At 50.2% G+C, this 16,974-nt stretch carries 19 protein-coding genes and 1 tRNA gene; 17 read left to right on the top strand and 3 right to left on the bottom strand.

The window, feature by feature from the left end:
* Positions 1-74 precede the first annotated feature (74 nt).
* From WFK81_RS18095 to WFK81_RS18075, 5 genes are all read left to right on the top strand, one after another.
* Complete coding sequence (locus WFK81_RS18095) at positions 75-314, top strand: DUF3343 domain-containing protein (protein WP_336787782.1); 240 nt, start codon at positions 75-77, stop codon at positions 312-314.
* Positions 315-337: 23 nt separating this feature from the next.
* Positions 338-1,213 (top strand): mechanosensitive ion channel family protein, encoded by an 876-nt coding sequence (locus WFK81_RS18090; RefSeq protein WP_336787781.1) that lies wholly within the window; start codon positions 338-340, stop codon positions 1,211-1,213.
* Positions 1,203-1,421, top strand: a complete 219-nt coding sequence (locus WFK81_RS18085) for a DUF951 domain-containing protein (RefSeq protein WP_116394502.1) — start codon at positions 1,203-1,205, stop codon at positions 1,419-1,421. The genes WFK81_RS18090 and WFK81_RS18085 overlap by 11 nt, the downstream gene beginning before the upstream one ends.
* A 67-nt stretch (positions 1,422-1,488) precedes the next feature.
* Positions 1,489-1,579 (top strand) — tRNA-Ser (locus WFK81_RS18080).
* Positions 1,580-1,674: 95 nt separating this feature from the next.
* Positions 1,675-2,991, top strand: a complete 1,317-nt coding sequence (locus WFK81_RS18075) for an NAD(P)/FAD-dependent oxidoreductase (protein ID WP_336787780.1) — start codon at positions 1,675-1,677, stop codon at positions 2,989-2,991.
* A gap of 316 nt (positions 2,992-3,307) precedes the next feature.
* Here WFK81_RS18075 and WFK81_RS18070 read toward each other — a convergent pair whose 3' ends face one another.
* Positions 3,308-3,493, bottom strand: a complete 186-nt coding sequence (locus WFK81_RS18070) for a YjzC family protein (protein WP_132308095.1) — start codon at positions 3,491-3,493, stop codon at positions 3,308-3,310.
* Between the two features lie 185 nt (positions 3,494-3,678).
* Here WFK81_RS18070 and rpsF point away from each other — a divergent pair, with 185 nt between their 5' ends.
* The 6 genes from rpsF to WFK81_RS18040 all read left to right on the top strand — a co-directional run bounded on the left by rpsF (position 3,679) and on the right by WFK81_RS18040 (position 8,014).
* Positions 3,679-3,963 (top strand): 30S ribosomal protein S6, encoded by a 285-nt coding sequence (gene rpsF, locus WFK81_RS18065; RefSeq protein ID WP_091189332.1) that lies wholly within the window; start codon positions 3,679-3,681, stop codon positions 3,961-3,963.
* Between the two features lie 36 nt (positions 3,964-3,999).
* The gene (gene ssb / locus WFK81_RS18060) at positions 4,000-4,536 is read left to right on the top strand and encodes a single-stranded DNA-binding protein (RefSeq protein ID WP_336787779.1); all 537 of its coding nucleotides are present in this window, start codon (positions 4,000-4,002) and stop codon (positions 4,534-4,536) included.
* An 18-nt stretch (positions 4,537-4,554) separates the two neighbouring features.
* Positions 4,555-4,839: a 30S ribosomal protein S18 gene (gene rpsR / locus WFK81_RS18055; RefSeq protein ID WP_015847810.1), complete on the top strand. Its 285-nt coding sequence runs from the start codon at positions 4,555-4,557 to the stop codon at positions 4,837-4,839.
* Between the two features lie 237 nt (positions 4,840-5,076).
* Positions 5,077-5,499, top strand: a complete 423-nt coding sequence (locus WFK81_RS18050; protein ID WP_336787778.1) for a DUF1641 domain-containing protein — start codon at positions 5,077-5,079, stop codon at positions 5,497-5,499.
* 23 nt (positions 5,500-5,522) lie between these two features.
* The gene (locus WFK81_RS18045) at positions 5,523-6,701 is read left to right on the top strand and encodes an NAD(P)/FAD-dependent oxidoreductase (protein ID WP_336787777.1); all 1,179 of its coding nucleotides are present in this window, start codon (positions 5,523-5,525) and stop codon (positions 6,699-6,701) included.
* Positions 6,702-6,868: 167 nt separating this feature from the next.
* Positions 6,869-8,014 (top strand): cation:proton antiporter, encoded by a 1,146-nt coding sequence (locus WFK81_RS18040; RefSeq protein ID WP_336787776.1) that lies wholly within the window; start codon positions 6,869-6,871, stop codon positions 8,012-8,014.
* A 53-nt stretch (positions 8,015-8,067) separates the two neighbouring features.
* Here WFK81_RS18040 and WFK81_RS18035 read toward each other — a convergent pair whose 3' ends face one another.
* Complete coding sequence (locus tag WFK81_RS18035) at positions 8,068-9,375, bottom strand: hemolysin family protein (protein WP_336787775.1); 1,308 nt, start codon at positions 9,373-9,375, stop codon at positions 8,068-8,070.
* A 286-nt stretch (positions 9,376-9,661) separates the two neighbouring features.
* Between WFK81_RS18035 and WFK81_RS18030 the strand changes: the two genes are divergently transcribed.
* A complete protein-coding gene (locus WFK81_RS18030; RefSeq protein WP_336787774.1) occupies positions 9,662-10,429 on the top strand; it encodes a DUF1836 domain-containing protein in 768 nt (255 codons plus the stop codon).
* A gap of 126 nt (positions 10,430-10,555) precedes the next feature.
* Here the strand turns inward: WFK81_RS18030 and WFK81_RS18025 are convergent, their stop codons facing one another.
* Complete coding sequence (locus WFK81_RS18025) at positions 10,556-10,909, bottom strand: DUF4870 domain-containing protein (RefSeq protein ID WP_116394511.1); 354 nt, start codon at positions 10,907-10,909, stop codon at positions 10,556-10,558.
* A gap of 121 nt (positions 10,910-11,030) precedes the next feature.
* Between WFK81_RS18025 and WFK81_RS18020 the strand changes: the two genes are divergently transcribed.
* The 5 genes from WFK81_RS18020 (at position 11,031) to rplI (ending at position 16,934) form a co-directional block, all read left to right on the top strand.
* Entirely contained in the window at positions 11,031-11,459 is a 429-nt protein-coding gene (locus WFK81_RS18020) for a CBS domain-containing protein (protein ID WP_336787773.1), read from the top strand.
* Between the two features lie 126 nt (positions 11,460-11,585).
* Complete coding sequence (locus WFK81_RS18015) at positions 11,586-13,427, top strand: amidohydrolase family protein (protein ID WP_336787772.1); 1,842 nt, start codon at positions 11,586-11,588, stop codon at positions 13,425-13,427.
* Between the two features lie 188 nt (positions 13,428-13,615).
* Positions 13,616-14,509: a DUF2232 domain-containing protein gene (locus WFK81_RS18010; RefSeq protein WP_336787771.1), complete on the top strand. Its 894-nt coding sequence runs from the start codon at positions 13,616-13,618 to the stop codon at positions 14,507-14,509.
* A gap of 20 nt (positions 14,510-14,529) precedes the next feature.
* The gene (locus tag WFK81_RS18005) at positions 14,530-16,491 is read left to right on the top strand and encodes a DHH family phosphoesterase (protein ID WP_336787770.1); all 1,962 of its coding nucleotides are present in this window, start codon (positions 14,530-14,532) and stop codon (positions 16,489-16,491) included.
* Entirely contained in the window at positions 16,488-16,934 is a 447-nt protein-coding gene (gene rplI, locus WFK81_RS18000; protein WP_336787769.1) for a 50S ribosomal protein L9, read from the top strand. The genes WFK81_RS18005 and rplI overlap by 4 nt, the downstream gene beginning before the upstream one ends.
* The last annotated feature ends 40 nt before the right edge of the window (positions 16,935-16,974 follow it).

Here is a 16,974-nt window from a genome sequence, read left to right as displayed (position 1 = left end):
GGATGGGACAACCATTTTATACGTCGCGAAGCCAATAGTTTCGTTCTATGAGGTGAGGGAGAGGAGAATTTGCGATGTTGATCGCCTTTGATTCGACGCAGCAGGCGCTGCGCGCAGAGATGCTGCTGGAATATGCAGAGGTAGAAATCGATATATGTCCAACCCCGAAGGAGATTACGGCCGGATGCGCATTATCGATTCATTTTCCGGGAGAAGAACTGGAAACGGTCAAGCATGTTATTGAAGCGGAGAACGTAGAAATAAGAGGAGTTTTCAAACCGGTCCAGGACGGGTATGAACAGGTGACCCTGTAGCATGGCAAGGATGGTGCGGTGGAATGGATATTCAAGCCTACTATAAAGATATTGCAGCATGGTTAACAAACGAGACATTATGGGAAGGTTTTGGACAATCAGTCTTGCGCATTGCGCTTATTATTATCATTGGACAGGTTATAATCTGGATCGCGAACAAAACGATTGACCGGGTCGTATTAAACCGCTCGGCAAGCCGAATGGTTCTTCAAACCAGAAGAATGACGACCGTAGGCAAGCTGGTCAAAAACATGTTCTCCTATGCGGGATATTTCATTATCGGCATGCTTGTGCTGGGCGAATTTGGCGTACAGCTTGCGCCGCTGCTGGCGGGGGCAGGCGTCATTGGATTGGCCATCGGCTTTGGTGCCCAGAGTTTGGTTAAAGATATTATTACGGGCTTCTTTATTATATTTGAAGATCAGTTTGCGGTTGGCGATGTCATTCAGACGGGCAGCTTCAAAGGTACCGTCGAGGTCATTGGACTCCGGGCGACCCGGATCCTGAGCTGGACGGGAGAAGTTCATATTATTCCGAACGGCATGATCAATGAGGTTACGAATTTCTCGATGCATAATTCCATTGCGTTTATTGATGTTTCGATCGGTTATGAGGAAGATGCGGAGAAAGCGATTGCGATTATCCGCCGGGAACTCGAGCGGTTTGAGAATGACAATCTTGTTAAGCCTCCGGAGGTGCTTGGCATTCAGACCATGCTTTCTACCGAGGTCAAGGTACGCATAACGGCAGAATGTCTTCCCAACACTCATCCCGCCGTAGCAAGGGCATTAAATGCTTATATCAAAAAGGTGCTGGACGGCCACGGAATTGACATTCCGTATCCGCGAATGGTAACGTATCATCGCAATGAAAGGGGCGGCGATCCGAATGGAGCGTAAACAATTCGAGCTGGGCGATATCGTCCAAATGAAGAAGCAACATCCCTGCGGATCCAATGAAATGGAAATTATCCGCATGGGGATGGATATCCGCATCAAATGCGTGGGCTGCAAGCATAGCGTTCTGATTCCGAGGGCGAAGTTCGAAAAAAATATGAAGAAAGTACTGCGCTCCGCCGCGGATTCCGGGCAAAACGAACAGGCTTAATATTTTTTCGAAAAACAGTTGCATTAGGACAAGGCCTGTGATAATATAGTTTTTGCTTGACACAAACGGAGAGGTACCCAAGAGGCCCAAGGGGGCTGACTCGAAATCAGCTAGGCGTGTCAAAGCGTGCGTGGGTTCGAATCCCACCCTCTCCGCCATATACAGTCAATAACGCTTAGGCGGTTACATAAAGATAAAGCTCCTACGAAATCACGTAGGAGCTTTTTTTATCTTCAGAAAAGCAGGTGAGTGAATGGATTCGTACGACATTACAATTATCGGAGCAGGCGTGAGCGGCATATTCGCCGCCCACGAATTAGCCGCAAGCGGGCGGAAGATTTTGTTGCTGGATAAAGGCAAGAAGCTGGAGGAACGAACCGATCGTTATATAGGGTTTGGCGGTCTTGGCTTGTCGGAAGGCAAATATAACTTTACGAATGATTTCGGCGGGGAGTTGGAGCGGAAGACCGGCTACGAGGCTGCGCTTACGTTGATGGATGACGTGGATACGATTCTGTGCGAATATGGGGGAGGTGCAGCGGAGCTTTACAGCACCTATGATCTTGAACTATCCGAGCGGGCAAGGGAGGCCGGCTTTGGCGTGCTCACGACAAAGACCAGGCATTTAGGAACCAAACTTTCAAAGGTCGTTCTAGAGCGCATGTATGACTATTTGAACGCGTATATAACAATGAAGTTTGAGTCGGAGCCTGTCCGTATCCTTCGGAAGGATAACGGGCGGTTTGCTATAGAGCTGCCTGACGAGACGGTTATTGATTCCGGACAGGTCATTGTGGCAACCGGCAGAAGCGGGAACGATTGGCTTACCGGCCAATGCGAGAATCTTGGTATTGGCAGGGGAGAAGCGAGGGTCGATCTAGGGCTTCGAATCGAGATGAAGGGCGACCAGCTTGCTTCGATTCTGCAGCGTTCATTCGAGACCAAGCTTAGCTTCGAAGGAGAAGACTACACGGCTACAACTTACTGCATGAATCCGCGGGGCAGGGTTGTGCTCAAGCTTCAGGAAGGACTAGCCATGCCGGATGGACAGAACTTCCGCGAGAAGGAGGAGGGCAGCTCCAATCTAAACTTTACGCTTTTTGTGCCAAACCGGTTTGCTACGCTTAAAGAAGCCGATGATTACTTGAAACATATTGTAGGCGGGATTAACCGCGGGCGGAATCGGATTGCTGCTCAAAGGCTGGGTTCTCTCCGCAGAGGGGAAGAGCACTGCTCTGGCAGCAAAGACAACTTCAAAAGCGTTATGCCAACGCTGGAAGCGGAGTTTGCGGAGCTGAGGGAGGAAGTGCCGGAGCGGTATATAGAAGCCACTCTGGCGTTTCTGAGCGCTTTGGAGAAGCTTTTGGGAGAACCCATTGATGAAGATACCATTCTATACGCGATTGACGGGAAGCTATATTCGCCTGCAATCGAGACAAGCGGGAGATTCGAAACGAATATTCAAGGATTGTACGTTATCGGAGACTGCTCCGGCACAACGCATTCCTTATCCCAGGCAGCTGCAAGCGGCGTTTATGTAGGCCGTCTGCTGGCAGGGAAGAAAGTATAAAAAAGGGACTCTTTCGAGTCCCTTTTTCGACGGTGTTGTAAGTTTCGATGAATTCCCACAATCATGCAACAGAAAACCAGGTGCAATCTTTACAGATCGGTACACAATTCCATCAGGTATCGCTTTTCCGATCGTGATTGCTCGCGTGTTACAGAAAGTATTCTTTAGCACAACGCCTCGCTTCTTAAGTGATGAGCAGTAAAATTCTTCTAGTAGTCCTTGCCCCTATACAGGTCCAATGGAACCACACCTCTCTTCACCGTCGATAATTATGATGTCCGTGCTGCAAAGAAGTTATGCAAGGCTCATTTAAAAATTAATTGTGTCCCATCCGTTTCCATCTACGCTCATGATTAGAGGTCTCCGGAAATTTTTCACCGCGTTTGAGTCGTACCTTCTGCGGATTGGTGATACCCATATGGAAAGAATTATCGCCAGTTTCAATATAGACGCCATCGTTTGGCGCGCTGTCGCCCGGGGAAAACAATGTCCATTCGCCCATACTTGTTCACCTCCTTGTCCGGTTTGTAGTATTCACCGGAGAAGGGGCGGACATGAAAGGCAGAAATCGGGAACGGCGGATGACTTGTCAATGAGTAGGCGATTTGCTATACTGTGTAGATGCGAGTAATAATCTCGTTCCTTGCCCTTTCGGGGGCCGCTTAGTCCAAAAGGAGGTGAAACACAATGCGCAAATATGAAGTGATGTACATCATTCGTCCGGACGTTGAGCAAGAAAACGTTCAAGCCATCGTCGACAAATTCAGTGGCATCATTAACAATGGCGGGGAAGTCACGAAGCAAGATGTGATCGGTAAACGCCGTCTTGCGTATGAGATCAATAAGATTCGTGATGGTTACTACGTTCTGGTTCATTTCAACGCGAACAACGAAGTTGTTAATGAGCTTGACCGCATCATGAAAATTACGGATGAAGTTATCCGTTTCTTGATCGTCAGAGACGTTGCTTAATCCACGCTAGATGTTCGATTGGGAGGTCCAGAGGCGATGTTGAATCGTGTAATACTGATTGGCAGATTAACAAGAGACCCCGAATTGCGTTATACGCCCGCGGGTGTAGCAGTTACGCAATTTACGATAGCAGTAGACCGGCCGTTTACAAGCGGTCAGGGCGAGCGCGAAGCGGATTTTATTCCGGTCGTAACTTGGCGGCAGTTGGCTGAGACATGCGCCAATTACTTGCGTAAAGGTCGTTTAACAGCGGTAGAAGGACGCATTCAAGTGCGTAACTACGAGAACAACGAAGGTAAACGCGTCTATGTGACGGAAGTTATTGCCGATAACGTTCGCTTCTTGGAATCTAACCGTGAAGGCGGAGCTTCGCAAGAGAGTGGCGGTTATGCCGGAGGCAATAACAACAGTGGCGGCGGATCTTTTGGCGGCGGCGGCGGTAACGCTCCTTATGGCGGCGGTAACGGCGGCGGCGGAAGCCGGCCTAGTACTCCACGCAACAACAACAGCCGTGATCCGTTCTCGGATGACGGTCGACCGATCGATATATCAGAAGATGACTTGCCATTTTAATTGAAAGGATGGGTTCGAATGAGCTTCAAGCAAAGAGAAGGCGGAGACGGAGAGCGTCCAGAACGCAAATTCGGCGGCCGCAAAGGCGGACGCAACAAACGCCGTAAAGTATGTTTCTTCACTGTGAACAAAATCACTCACATTGACTATAAAGATACTGATCTGCTCAAAAAGTTCATCAGCGAGCGCGGCAAAATCCTGCCACGTCGTGTAACTGGAACTAGCGCGAAATACCAACGTCTGCTGACTGTTGCTATCAAGCGTGCTCGTACTGTAGCATTGCTGCCGTACACAACTGAGTAGTTCTTTTGGAAGAAAGCCTATTGGGAAACCAATGGGCTTTTTTTCTTTTATTTTATAAAATAGGAATTGATCATTTGGCGGAAGAGGAATACAATAAGATATAGTTCGTGCATACAAGTCGTTGATAATGCTGGGTCTTCATTGTGAATAATTTCACTTTAAATGACAGATGTGGAATAACGGCTTATGCAAGTAAATCAATTGATCGATTACAGATGGAAAGAGGGATGCATTCGTATGTCTGAAACCGTAACGAAATTACCTGAAGAATCCGGTTCTGTACGTGAACTGGACGTGCTTGAGCAACTGCTGAAGCCAGAAATTCAGCAATCGCTGACTCAATTGGTGGAAAACCTGCCTAAACTGGCAGAACTGGTGACTCTGCTCACTAAAGCTTACGATGTGGCTACAACCGTAGCGAACGACAAGGTTCTTGTGAACGATATGGTTCACGGCTTTGGCGAATTTGTTAAACCAATCGTAGATACGACTAAAGGCATCGCTAACGCAGCTGTTGAAGCTGGCGACCGCGCACAGGCCGATAATTCTACAATTGGTCTCTTTGGCATTCTGAAAATGCTGAAGGATCCGCAAGTACAATCCACACTTCGTTTTGCCCAATCGTTCCTGAACGTATTGGCTGAGCGTAAAAACGGTTAATCATACAAGAGCGGAGGGTAAACATGGCTAAGCAAATTTTAATTCTTGGCGGCGGTTACGGCGGTCTTCTTAGCGCACTGACAGCTCGCAAATACATTTCGGCTGAAGAAGCCGAAATTACACTGATCAACAAAACTCCTTACCACCAAATCATTACCGAGCTTCACCGTCTGGCTGTTAGCGGCGTTAACGAAGGAAACGTAGCTCTTCCTTTGGATAAACTGCTGAAAGGCAAATCGATCAACCTGGTTATCGACACTGTAGATAACATTGATCCGGAGAAAAAACAAGTGAAGCTGGCTGGCAACGGCACAGTTAGATACGACCAGCTGGTTGTCGCTCTCGGCGGCGAAACAGCATTCTTCGGCATTCCAGGCCTGGAAGAAAACAGCCTGACGCTGAAATCGGTTGAAGAAGCGAAAGCCGTTAGCGCGCATATCCAAAACCGCATTGCAGCTTACGCGCAATCGAAAAACAAAGCAGATGCAACAATCGTTGTTGGCGGCGGCGGCCTGACAGGCATCGAGCTGATCGGCGAGATCGTTGATATGCTTCCGAAATGGTGCGAACAATACGGCGTTGACAAGAGCGAAATCTCCCTGTACAACATCGAAGCTGGTCCAACGATTCTGATGGGCTTCCCGGCTGACCTTCTTGAGCGCGCGAAATCCAGCCTGACTAACCGCGGCGTTAACCTGATCATGGGTGTAGCGGTTACGGAAGTTCAAGGCAACAAAGTTATGCTGAAAGACGGCAGCTCCATCGAGACGAATACTTTCGTATGGACAGGCGGCGTTACAGGCAACCCTGTAGTCGCTAACTGTGGCATCGAAGTAAACCGCGGCCGCGCTTCGGTAACGGAATTCCTGCAATCGACATCCCACTCGGATATTTTCCTGGCTGGCGACAACGCGTTCGTTATGGGTCCAGAAGGCCGCCCGTACCCGCCAAGCGCGCAAATCGCATGGCAAATGGGCGAGTGCATCGGTTACAACCTGTTTGCGCAAGGCAAAGGCATTCCGATGAAATCGTTCCAATTCGTTAACTCCGGCGTACTTGCGAGCCTTGGCCGCAAAGATGCAATCGGTACGATTGGCGCTAGCCAGCTGAAGCTGAAAGGCACGGCAGCAACTCTGATGAAAGAAGCAAGTAACGTTCGTTACCTGACTCACGTAAACGGTCTATTCTCGTTCTTGAAATAATTTTTGCTGAAAAGCGAAACCGTTTCTCGGTTCGTCCGTATGAATAATAAAATAAGCATGACCTTGGAGGAGCCTGCCACAAGCGGGCTCCTTCTGTCTATTTTTGAGGAGCCCGCATAGATGCGGGCTCCTTTTGTTATGCTGAAAAGAAGGAGGAAGGAGCGAAAATGGAGTTTATTCTATATTTGGCTATTATCATTGTATCCACCAAGCTGGCTGGTGCGTTATCGGTGAAACTGGGACAGCCGGCCGTGCTTGGAAAGCTCATTGCAGGCATCATTATAGGACCGGCTGTGCTTGGCTGGGTGAAACCCGATGATTTTATCGGTCATTTCTCGGAGATTGGCGTTTTGCTGCTTATGTTTATTGCGGGTCTCGAAACGGATCTTGATCAGCTGAGGAAGAACTGGAAGCCATCCTTTGCGGTAGCGATTGGGGGCATCATTCTGCCTTTTGTCGGAGGGTATGGGATTGCTGCAGCGTTTGGATTATCGAACAACGAGGCCCTGTTTCTGGGGCTGCTGCTCTGCGCGACCTCGGTAAGCATATCGGTGCAGACGTTGAAGGAAATGAATAAGCTGCAGTCGAGGGAAGGAACCACTATTCTTGGCGCTGCGGTCGTAGACGATGTTTTGGTCGTAATCCTTCTTGCCGTTATGATGAGCTTTCTTGTACCCGCCAGCGATGTTTCCATCGGGCTTCTGATCGGCAAGAAGCTATTGTTCTTTGTTGCAATCGGACTTGCAGGGTGGCTGTTAGTACCTCGTTTCATGAAATGGTTTGCGCCTTTTAAAGTAACGGAGACCATCATGAGCGCCGGGTTGATTGTATGCTTCGCATTTTCGTACTTTGCAGAAGAGATGGGGATAGCAGGCATTATCGGAGCATTTGCTGCCGGTATTGCCGTATCGCAGACGGCGTTCAAGCATGAAGTGGAATCCAGGGTAGAGCCTATTGCCTATACGCTATTCGTGCCGGTCTTCTTCGTGAGCATCGGGCTCCACATAACGTTTGATGGCGTTGGGGAGCAGCTGCTTTTTATTGTGCTTGTAACGCTTATTGCGGCGGTTACGAAGCTGTTGGGAGGCGGTCTTGGCGCTCGGCTAACGGGCTTTAATAACCGGTCTTCTATTGCTATCGGAGCGGGAATGGTATCGCGGGGCGAGGTGGCGTTAATTATTGCCGCGTCGGGACTGGAATCGGGATTATTGCCGGAGAAGTATTTTACGTCGGTTGTTCTGATTGTTATTCTGACGACGCTTATTACACCGCCGCTATTGAAGCAAGTCTTTAAAGAGAGGCAGACGGCCTAACACGGTGAAAAAGGAAAGGGCAGCCTGCGAAGGCTGCCCTTTGATTATATAATTTACGCCGTTTCCACTTCGGCTTCATGAGTGCTTTCATCGGCTTCTTCTTCGATAATAAGCTCGACCTTCTTAATGCGGTGCTTGCCAACCTCACGGATGATAAAGCGGAGATTCTCGTATTGCATTTCCTTGCCGGGCTTCGGATCGGTAAACTCCGTGAACAGCCAGCCGCCGACCGTGTCGACATCTTCCTGATCGATTGCGACGCCAGTTATTTCGGATACATGGTCAAGCGATACTTTGCCATCAAGCAGGTAGCAGTTATCCGCAAGCTTCTCGATTTCTTTCCGTTCATCGGTATCGAATTCATCCCGAATCTCGCCTACGATTTCCTCCAGAATATCTTCGATTGTAATCATGCCGGAAGTACCGCCGTATTCATCCATCAGAATCGCGATATGAACGCGTTCTTGCTGCATTCGCTTCAAGAGCGTCTTAACCGGCAATACCTCGGATACGGTAAGAACCGGATGAACCAGCTTCTGGAAGTTGAACTCTTTGTTTTCCTGGAATTCAAGGAACAATTGCTTCGTGTTAATCATGCCAACGATATTGTCTTTGCTGCCCGTTGCTACAGGGAAGCGGGTGTACTGCTCTTTACGGATGATGTCCATATTCTCCATCATCGAGTTATTCGTATATAAGCAAATCATATCGGTACGCGGAACCATGATTTCTTTGGCGAGCATTTCGTCAAAGGCGAAGATTCGGCTCACGTAACCGTATTCGGTGTTATTGATTTTACCGCTTTGGAAGCTGTCGTTCAGAATGATCTGAATTTCTTCTTCGCTATGCGCTTCTTCATGCTCTTTCACAGCCTTCAATCCAAACATACGGATCAGGCCTGTTGCGGAACCATTCAGCACCCAGATGAACGGGTACATGATCTTGTGGAAGTAGATGATCGGTTTGGCTACGGCAAAGCTGATAAATTCGGCTTTTTGGATGGCCCAAGTCTTCGGTGCAAGTTCGCCCATGACCACATGCAGGAATGTAACGGCAACGAATGCTATAACAAAGGAAATAATATGATTCAAATCGCTGTGTACGCCCAATTTCTCGAATAACGGATGGATAATTCGTTCAACGGTCGGTTCGCCCAACCAACCAAGTCCGAGGGCGGTAATCGTAATACCGAGCTGACAAGCCGATAGATAGGCATCAAGGTTGCTTGTCACGCGTTGTACGGCTAGCGCGTTTTTCTTCCCCTCGAGCACGAGCTGGTCCACGCGGCTTGCGCGAAGGCGGATAATCGCGAACTCCGTAGCAACGAAGAAGGCGGTTAATACAATTAATACAGCAATCATAAACAAATTAAATCCTATACTACTGTCCATTTGGGTTCTTCACAATCCTTTATCAAATATTATAAGTTCCTATGATCTACTATAACGAACTTCAGCTAGCAGATGCAAACTTGCTATTTTACTTTACGGGCGCATTACCCCCCATTATGACGAAAAATTCGGAGCTAACATTACAATTTTGGCAAATACCTCGTCTTTACAAGGCTCTCTACAGGGGCGTATGATAAGTTCAGATGAGCTTGTAATCATCAAGCCAATCCCTTTAGGTCATAAGGAGGTAAGCGATATGGAAGCTTTTACGCTTACCCGCAAAGAGATGGCGGATTTGCTGCTTGCGATGCAAGGCCAAAATTGCTGTGGGCCGCTACAGGTTCTGCAGCAGGCTTGGAAACAATCGCACCGTGATGCTTATGAATCCGGATCGTCCCTGCCTGCCTTCCTGTCGACGGCGCTTCCGCCCGTCCTGGTGAAGCTGATTAAAGGACGCGAGGTAAAAGGATTCTCTTTGCAGGAGATATCCGCGTTAGGCGGATTAATAGATTTTTCGCAAATGTCGATTACATCGATGCAAAACTGGGTAAAGAGAGATTTCAAGGCTTATTTCGACTGTCCGAAAATCGGCAAAAAATATTCTCTGAACCAAACGGCACTCTTATTTATTATCGAGGACTTGAAATCCAGCCTCGATTTTGGTTCTATACGGAAGCTGTTCGACCGGCTGTTCAACAAACCGGAAGACGAAACAGACGACTTGATTGGCCCGCTTGAGCTGTATGCCGCGTATACTTCGATGTATGAACAGCTTGCCGCAAGCGGCTACCGGCTGTTCGATATGGCTCTCCCTTATGCCGATGCGAAGGACCGGGAGGCCATGATGGAGAAAATGCTCCACGGTGCTTCGGAGCCGTTTCTGCAAGTTTTGCCTAAGTTAAACGAAGAGCAGACAGAGGCGCTGCGCCATATTTTGTTTATCGCCGTAATTTCAATCCGTACTTCTTACTTTCATTCGCTGGCCAAACGGTACTGCCATGCCACCCTGTTTCTGAATTCCTAAACGGTTCATAAACATAGGTAGCCAAGGTGAAGCGGCTATCGCCGTCATTGGCGGGGCGAGTTTCAATCCGGAGAATTCTAAAAAGGCAGCAACGAAAGCCTTGCGCTCCCGTACTGCCTCAGCTTATCAGAATTTATGTGATTGCTGCTCTGCCCAATCGCCGATATACGGCAGCTTGAAGCGCTTGCCCTGCAGGGCAAGCAGCATCAGGGCTATCCATAGAATAAAGCCAAGGGGCGTCAGAACCAAACCAAGAAGCCAACCGATCACGGGAATGAAACCAAGCACGATATTAAGTACAATAAAGACAACGGAAATCGCGATAGACTGAAGGGCATGAAATTTTACGAACCGGCTCTGTTTCTCCACGACCAGGAATATAATACCGGTGATAAAGCCTAGGAAATAAGCAAGCAGTCCTGCCACTTTGGGGTCAATACCCGTTGAGGAACGGTCAGGCTCGAAGGAAGCGCTGGACATGAAGGGATCTCATCCTTTCTATAATCGACTCTCTTGAGAAGATTGTATTCATGTCCGAAAAGGTATATGTCATTACGTATGTTATAGTGAAGCCACTAGAAAGATTGGAGTTGAATGACGGATGAATATTGCGTTTTTTCTGCTGCCCAAGCAGGAAGTTGTAACGGTAACGCAAGATGCAACGCTCAGGCAAACCCTAGAGAAGATGGAGCATCACCGCTACTCTGCGGTCCCGATTATTAATGAAGAAGGGGGCTACGCGGGTACGGTAACGGAAGGTGATCTGCTCTGGTACATGAAGAACACGCCGGGCGTAAGCTTTGAGAATGCCAATAAGGTAAAGCTGCAGGATGTGCCGCTCCGCATGATGAACCGCTCGGTTCGGATTGACGCGGACATGAAGGATTTGATTGCCCTTGCGAAGGTTCAGAACTTTGTTCCCGTCGTGGACGACCGCGGTCATTTCATCGGCATCGTCCGCAGAAGCGAAATTATCGATTACTGCCAGTCCTTTATTCCGGGTTCGCCGTCGGTTGCGATGGAAGCTTGATTTGTCCGTTTGGCATTTATGAGCATGATCATTTCGCACCTCAAAAAGGATGGCTTGCGGGCTATATTTTCAGATAGGTTAGGAGAAAATAGGCCAAAGCGCGAGCATGACTTCAGGAGGGGCTTCATGAATAGGAATGAGCACCAAAAAGACGGAGGCCGCATACGGTACCGTCTTTTTGTTTTATTATTGGCGATGGTTATCTCGCTGGCAGGGCCGGCGAAAGGCTTTGCCGCAGCACCGGAGAACGTCTACGATACGGTTATTGCCGGAGGCAGGGTTATGAATCCGGAAACGGGGCTGGATAAGAAGGGCTGGAATGTAGGCATAATCGGCGACCGGATCGCAATTGTTACATCAAAGCCTTTGAAGGGTAAGCATGTTATAAATGCAGCTGGTCTTGTCGTGGCGCCGGGATTTATCGACAACCTGTCCTATAACCCGAACCCGCTTGGCGTCTGGAACAAGATTGCCGACGGGGTAACGACCAATATTGCGATGCATGGCGGAACCTCCACGCCGAAAGAATGGTATAACTATTATGCAACAAGCACGGCGCCGGTCCATTTCGGAGCATCGTTCTTCTATACCGAAGCCCGCAACCGCTACGAGCTTAGCCGCTATGACAGCGCGCTGCCGCATCAGACCGTAGAGCTGGTCAAGCAGGCGGAGCAGGCGCTGAATAACGGAGCGCTCGGCATTTCCTTCAGCCTTGAATATGTACCGGGAATAACGGCGGCCGAGATCTTGCCGTTGATGGAGCTCGCTTATGAGTATAACGTGCCTGTCTACTTCCATGCCCGGTATTCCGATATGGAGGAGCCGGGCACCAATATGGATGCGCTTAACGAGTTGATCGGATATTCCCGAAAGACGGGCGCAGCCGTCCATATTGATCACATCAACAGCACGGGAGGCACCTTCTCGATGAAGAAGTCGCTTTCCCTTCTGGAGGCTGCCCGCAAGCAGGGGCTCGATATTACCGCCTGCGTCTATCCCTACGATTATTGGGGGACATTCCTCAACTCGACAAGGTTTGATGAAGGCTGGCAGTCGAGATTTCGAATCACCTTCCGCGATCTTCAGATAGCGGGGACCAATCACCGTCTAACCGAGGAGACGTTTGGCCGTTACCGGGCGGAGGGCAAGCTGGCGGTAGCTTACGCCATCCCCGAGCAGGATGTCGTGAATGCGCTGAAGGCGCCTTACGTGATGATCGGGAGCGATGCGATATTGGAGCCGGGCAACAATAACCATCCTCGTGCTTCCGGTACATTCGCCAGAACCATCGGGAGGTATGTCCGGGAGAAGCATACCCTGTCATTAATGGACGCCCTGTCGAAAATGAGTCTTATGCCGGCTCAGAGGCTTGAGAAGCAAGCTCCGGCGCTTCGCAAGAAGGGCAGGCTTGCTGCGGGAATGGACGCGGATATCGTCATTTTCGATTACAAGACGATTAAAGACCGTTCAACCGTCGAACATCCGGAGCAGCTATCGGGCGGCATCCGTTATGTGCTTGTCGGGGGTCAGCTGGCTCTTGATAACGGCAAGCTGAACAAGGATGTACGGGCCGGTCAGCCTGTCCGAAGCGAATTCGCAAGGGTGAAGAGAGGGGCGGGATTGCTTAGCTGGGGGACCCGCCAATATGCGGTAGTCGATTATAAGGGCGTGCCGTTTGTGGACGTCCGCTCGCTTGAACAGCAGGGCTACAGGCTGGCATGGGACAAAACGGCCCATAAGGTCATAGCGCGGCGAAGCAGCAGCCAGACTATTCCGGCGATTAGCGGCGCCGAATTGGCTCCTTCGGAAGGAATGCTAATGCTGGAGCGGGGATATCGGCTGGAGGCGGGGGATGTAAAAGCGGACTTAATCTCGATCGGAACCCGGACGTTTATGCCTTTATCCTTGCTGGGCAAGCTGGGGCTTGAAGTGACCGCAGCGGGCGATGCGGTATGGAAGGCAGGCTGAGCCGCTGGTGACAACGAAGTCGGCAGCGGGGCTTTATATGGCGGGTCCGGGGCTTCATCCGCGACAGGCGGGCGGCAAGCGCTAAAGGATGTACGTGATCTATTTTGCTTTTATGATATAATGGAGTTTGAATGTTTGTTTACTGATTATGTACGCAAGAGGTGAACGGCTTGAAAGGTAAGCCCGGTATGAAAGCAGTTCTATGGAGCGGCGCGTCTCTGCTTCTTATTTTGTCATTGGCGGTACCTGTGTTCAACATGCTGACGATTATGCTGCTGATGGTGCCTTACGTCATTTTGTATACGACGCTGTCAACAAGGTCCTTTTTACTGCATCTTGTACCGGTATGGATCATCGCGGCCGTGATACTAGGGCCGTCGGTTCTTATTATCGCGTTATTTTTCTTGATCCCCGCTATGGTAATGGGGCAGATGTACCGGAAGCGGGCTTCAGCACCGCATATATTAAGGCGAACTACGCTGACGATTTTGTTCTGTCTGCTGGCGGAGCTGCTTATTTTCGAAGGGGTTCTAAACCAATCGTTTATTGATCAAATCGGTGAATTCGTCCGCAGCTTAGTGGCTGACCTGGACTCGGAGCATGTGCTTCCGAAGGAATGGGACAGCGACTATACGGAATCCGTCATCAAGATTATGATCCATTCGATCCCGCAGGCGATCATTCTGATCTCTTTCGTGTATGCGGCCATAACGCAATATTTTGCGCGCAAGGCGCTGGCTTCTTCTATCGAGGATATTCCTACCATGCCTAAGGCGAAAGACTGGATGCTTCCGCGCATCATGGTCTTTTACTACCTGGTCCTTTATATCCTGGAGATGTTTGCGGACAGCGGCAGCAGCTCCTTCTATTCCGTAGCGCTTATGAATTTAGTGCCGCTTATGCGGTATGCGTTCACGATTCAGGCGATCGGATTCTTCTTCTACATCGCGCATCAGCGGAGATGGAATAAGGCGGTCCCGGTTATTATCGCAATTCCGCTTCTTATCTTTCCGCCGCTAAGCTTAATTGGCGTACTTGATGCCGCTTTTCCGATCCGTAAGTCGTTTTCGAAATCATCATAAGCAATAGGAGCGAATAGGAAATGCCGAAGTTTCTTGTCACGCGATGGCATGGCATGCATCAGGTCTGGTCTATCGCATTAATGGTTCTTATGACCGTCGTGCTCACCTGGTTTTGGTGGGTGCTTGGCCTTATCGCGCTTCTTCTCACAATAGCCGCAGCTGTCTATACAGTCCTTGCGGAGCGGGCTTTCCGCAAGGATTTGAAGTCATATCTCGGGACGTTATCCTACCGGGTGAAAAAGGCCGGCAATGACGTCATCGGCGAGCTTCCGTTCGGCGTTATTTTGTATAATGAAGACCGAACGGTAGAATGGCATAATCCGTACATTGCGCAAATTGCGGGCGAGGAATCGGTGATTGGGATGCCGCTCGCCGAGTTGTTCCCGGCTCTGCAGCAGGTTAAGGACAAGGAAGGAACCGTTGAAGCGACGGTTGACGGACATGTCTATCAGCTGCTCTTCAAGCAGAAGGAGCGGATTCTGTACGTACAGGACATTACGCTCCTCTGGCAGCTCAGCAAGCGGTACGACGAAGAGAAGCTAGCAATGGGCGTCGTTATGATCGACAGCCTGGAGGAAGTTACGCAGGGGATGGACGACCATCAGCGGAGCTCGCTCCAGGCGAAGGTAACGACCGAGATTACCGAATGGGCGCAGCGGTATCAGCTGTACCTGAAGAGGGTAACCTCGGACAGGTTCCTCTTGATTACCGATCAGAAGACGCTAAGGCAGCTGGAGCAATCCCGGTTTGTCATTTTGGATGAAGTGCGGGAGATGACCGCCGATCAGAAAATCCCGATTACGCTCAGCATCGGCTTCGCTGCCGGTGCGGAAAGCATCGTCGAGCTTGGCCAATGGGCGCAGTCAAGTCTGGATATTGCCCTTGGACGCGGCGGCGACCAGGCGTCGGTGAAGGTTGGCGGGCGCCAGTCGTTCTACGGCGGAAAGACAAATGCGGTGGAGAAGCGTACCCGTGTCCGCGCCCGCGTCGTTGCGCACGCGCTGCGGGATTTGATTAAGGAAAGCGGCAACGTCGTTATTATGGGTCATAAGATGCCGGATATGGATGCGATAGGCGCGGCTATCGGTATTCTGAAAGCGGCTCTGATGTTTGGCAAGGAAGCTTATATCGTGCTCGAGGGCATTAACCCGGCCATTCAGAAGATGATGGAAATGCTGCGCGAGGACGAGAAGTTCACGAAGAGGTTCATTACGCCGGAGCAGGCGCTTGGCATAACGGACAGCAGGACGCTGACGGTTGTAGTTGATACGCATAAAGCGTCGATGGTGAAAGAGCCGCGGATCCTGGCGCAGACGAATAAAATCGTAGTGGTTGACCACCACCGCCGCGGCGAGGAATTTATCTCGAACGCGATCCTGGTTTATATGGAGCCTTACGCCTCCTCAACCTGCGAGCTCGTGACCGAGCTGCTGCAGTATATTCACGACCGGGTGCTGCTTGACGTGCGCGAGGCAACGGCGCTTCTGGCAGGCATTACGGTCGATACGAAAAACTTCTCGCTCCGGACGGGGGCCCGCACGTTTGACGCGGCATCGTTCCTGCGCCGCAACGGCGCCGATTCGATGATGATCCAACGGATGCTGAAGGAAGATCTTGAGGAGTATGTGCGCAAGGCGGAAATTATCAAGCACGCCGAAGTGTATTATGATCATGTGGCCATTGCGGTGACGGAGCCGGGCCGAAAGGTGGCTCAGCTGCTGATCGCGCAATCGGCGGATACGCTTCTAAATATGACGGATATTTATGCCTCGTTTGTTATTGGGGAAAGGCCGGATGGACTTATCGGCATAAGCGCCCGCTCGCTCGGGCATATGAACGTACAAGTCGTAATGGAAAGAATGGGCGGCGGCGGCCATCTGACGAACGCGGCGGCTCAATTAGAAGGCACCGTGCAGGAAGTGGCGGCCAAGCTCAGAACTGTACTTGCACAAATCGAAGCGGAAGAGGGGTTATTCGAATGAAAGTAATTTTCTTGAAAGACGTTAAGGGTCAAGGCAAAAAGGGCGATGTAAAGGATCTGTCTGAAGGCTACGTACGCAATTTCCTGCTGCCGCAAGGACTTGCGAAGCTGGCATCCGACGGCAACCTGAAGACGCTGGAAGTGCAGAATGCTTCGGAAGAAAAACGCAAAGCGAAGGAAAAAGCGGACGCGGTTGAGCTCGGCAAGAAGCTGGAAGAGCTGAAGGTTGTTATCAAAGCCAAAGCGGGCGAAGGCGGCCGGTTGTTCGGCGCCATTACAAGCAAGCAAATTGCGGAGGCGCTCGCCGCTCAGGCAGGCGTGAAAATCGACAAACGCAAAATCGAGCTGGAAGATGCAATCCGCACCCTCGGCGTTACCCAAGTACCGGTGAAGCTGCATGCGGACGTTAAATCGAAGCTTAACGTACAGGTTACCGAAGAATAAGAGCCCTTATGAAGTAAGCGTAATAGAAGCAAGACAACAA

It is taken from the genome of Paenibacillus sp. MMO-177 (assembly GCF_037147795.1).
Lineage (GTDB): Bacteria > Bacillota > Bacilli > Paenibacillales > Paenibacillaceae > Pristimantibacillus.
The sequence above is the reverse complement of the archived record's forward strand: the minus strand, read 5'-3'. Positions and strand labels throughout refer to the sequence as shown.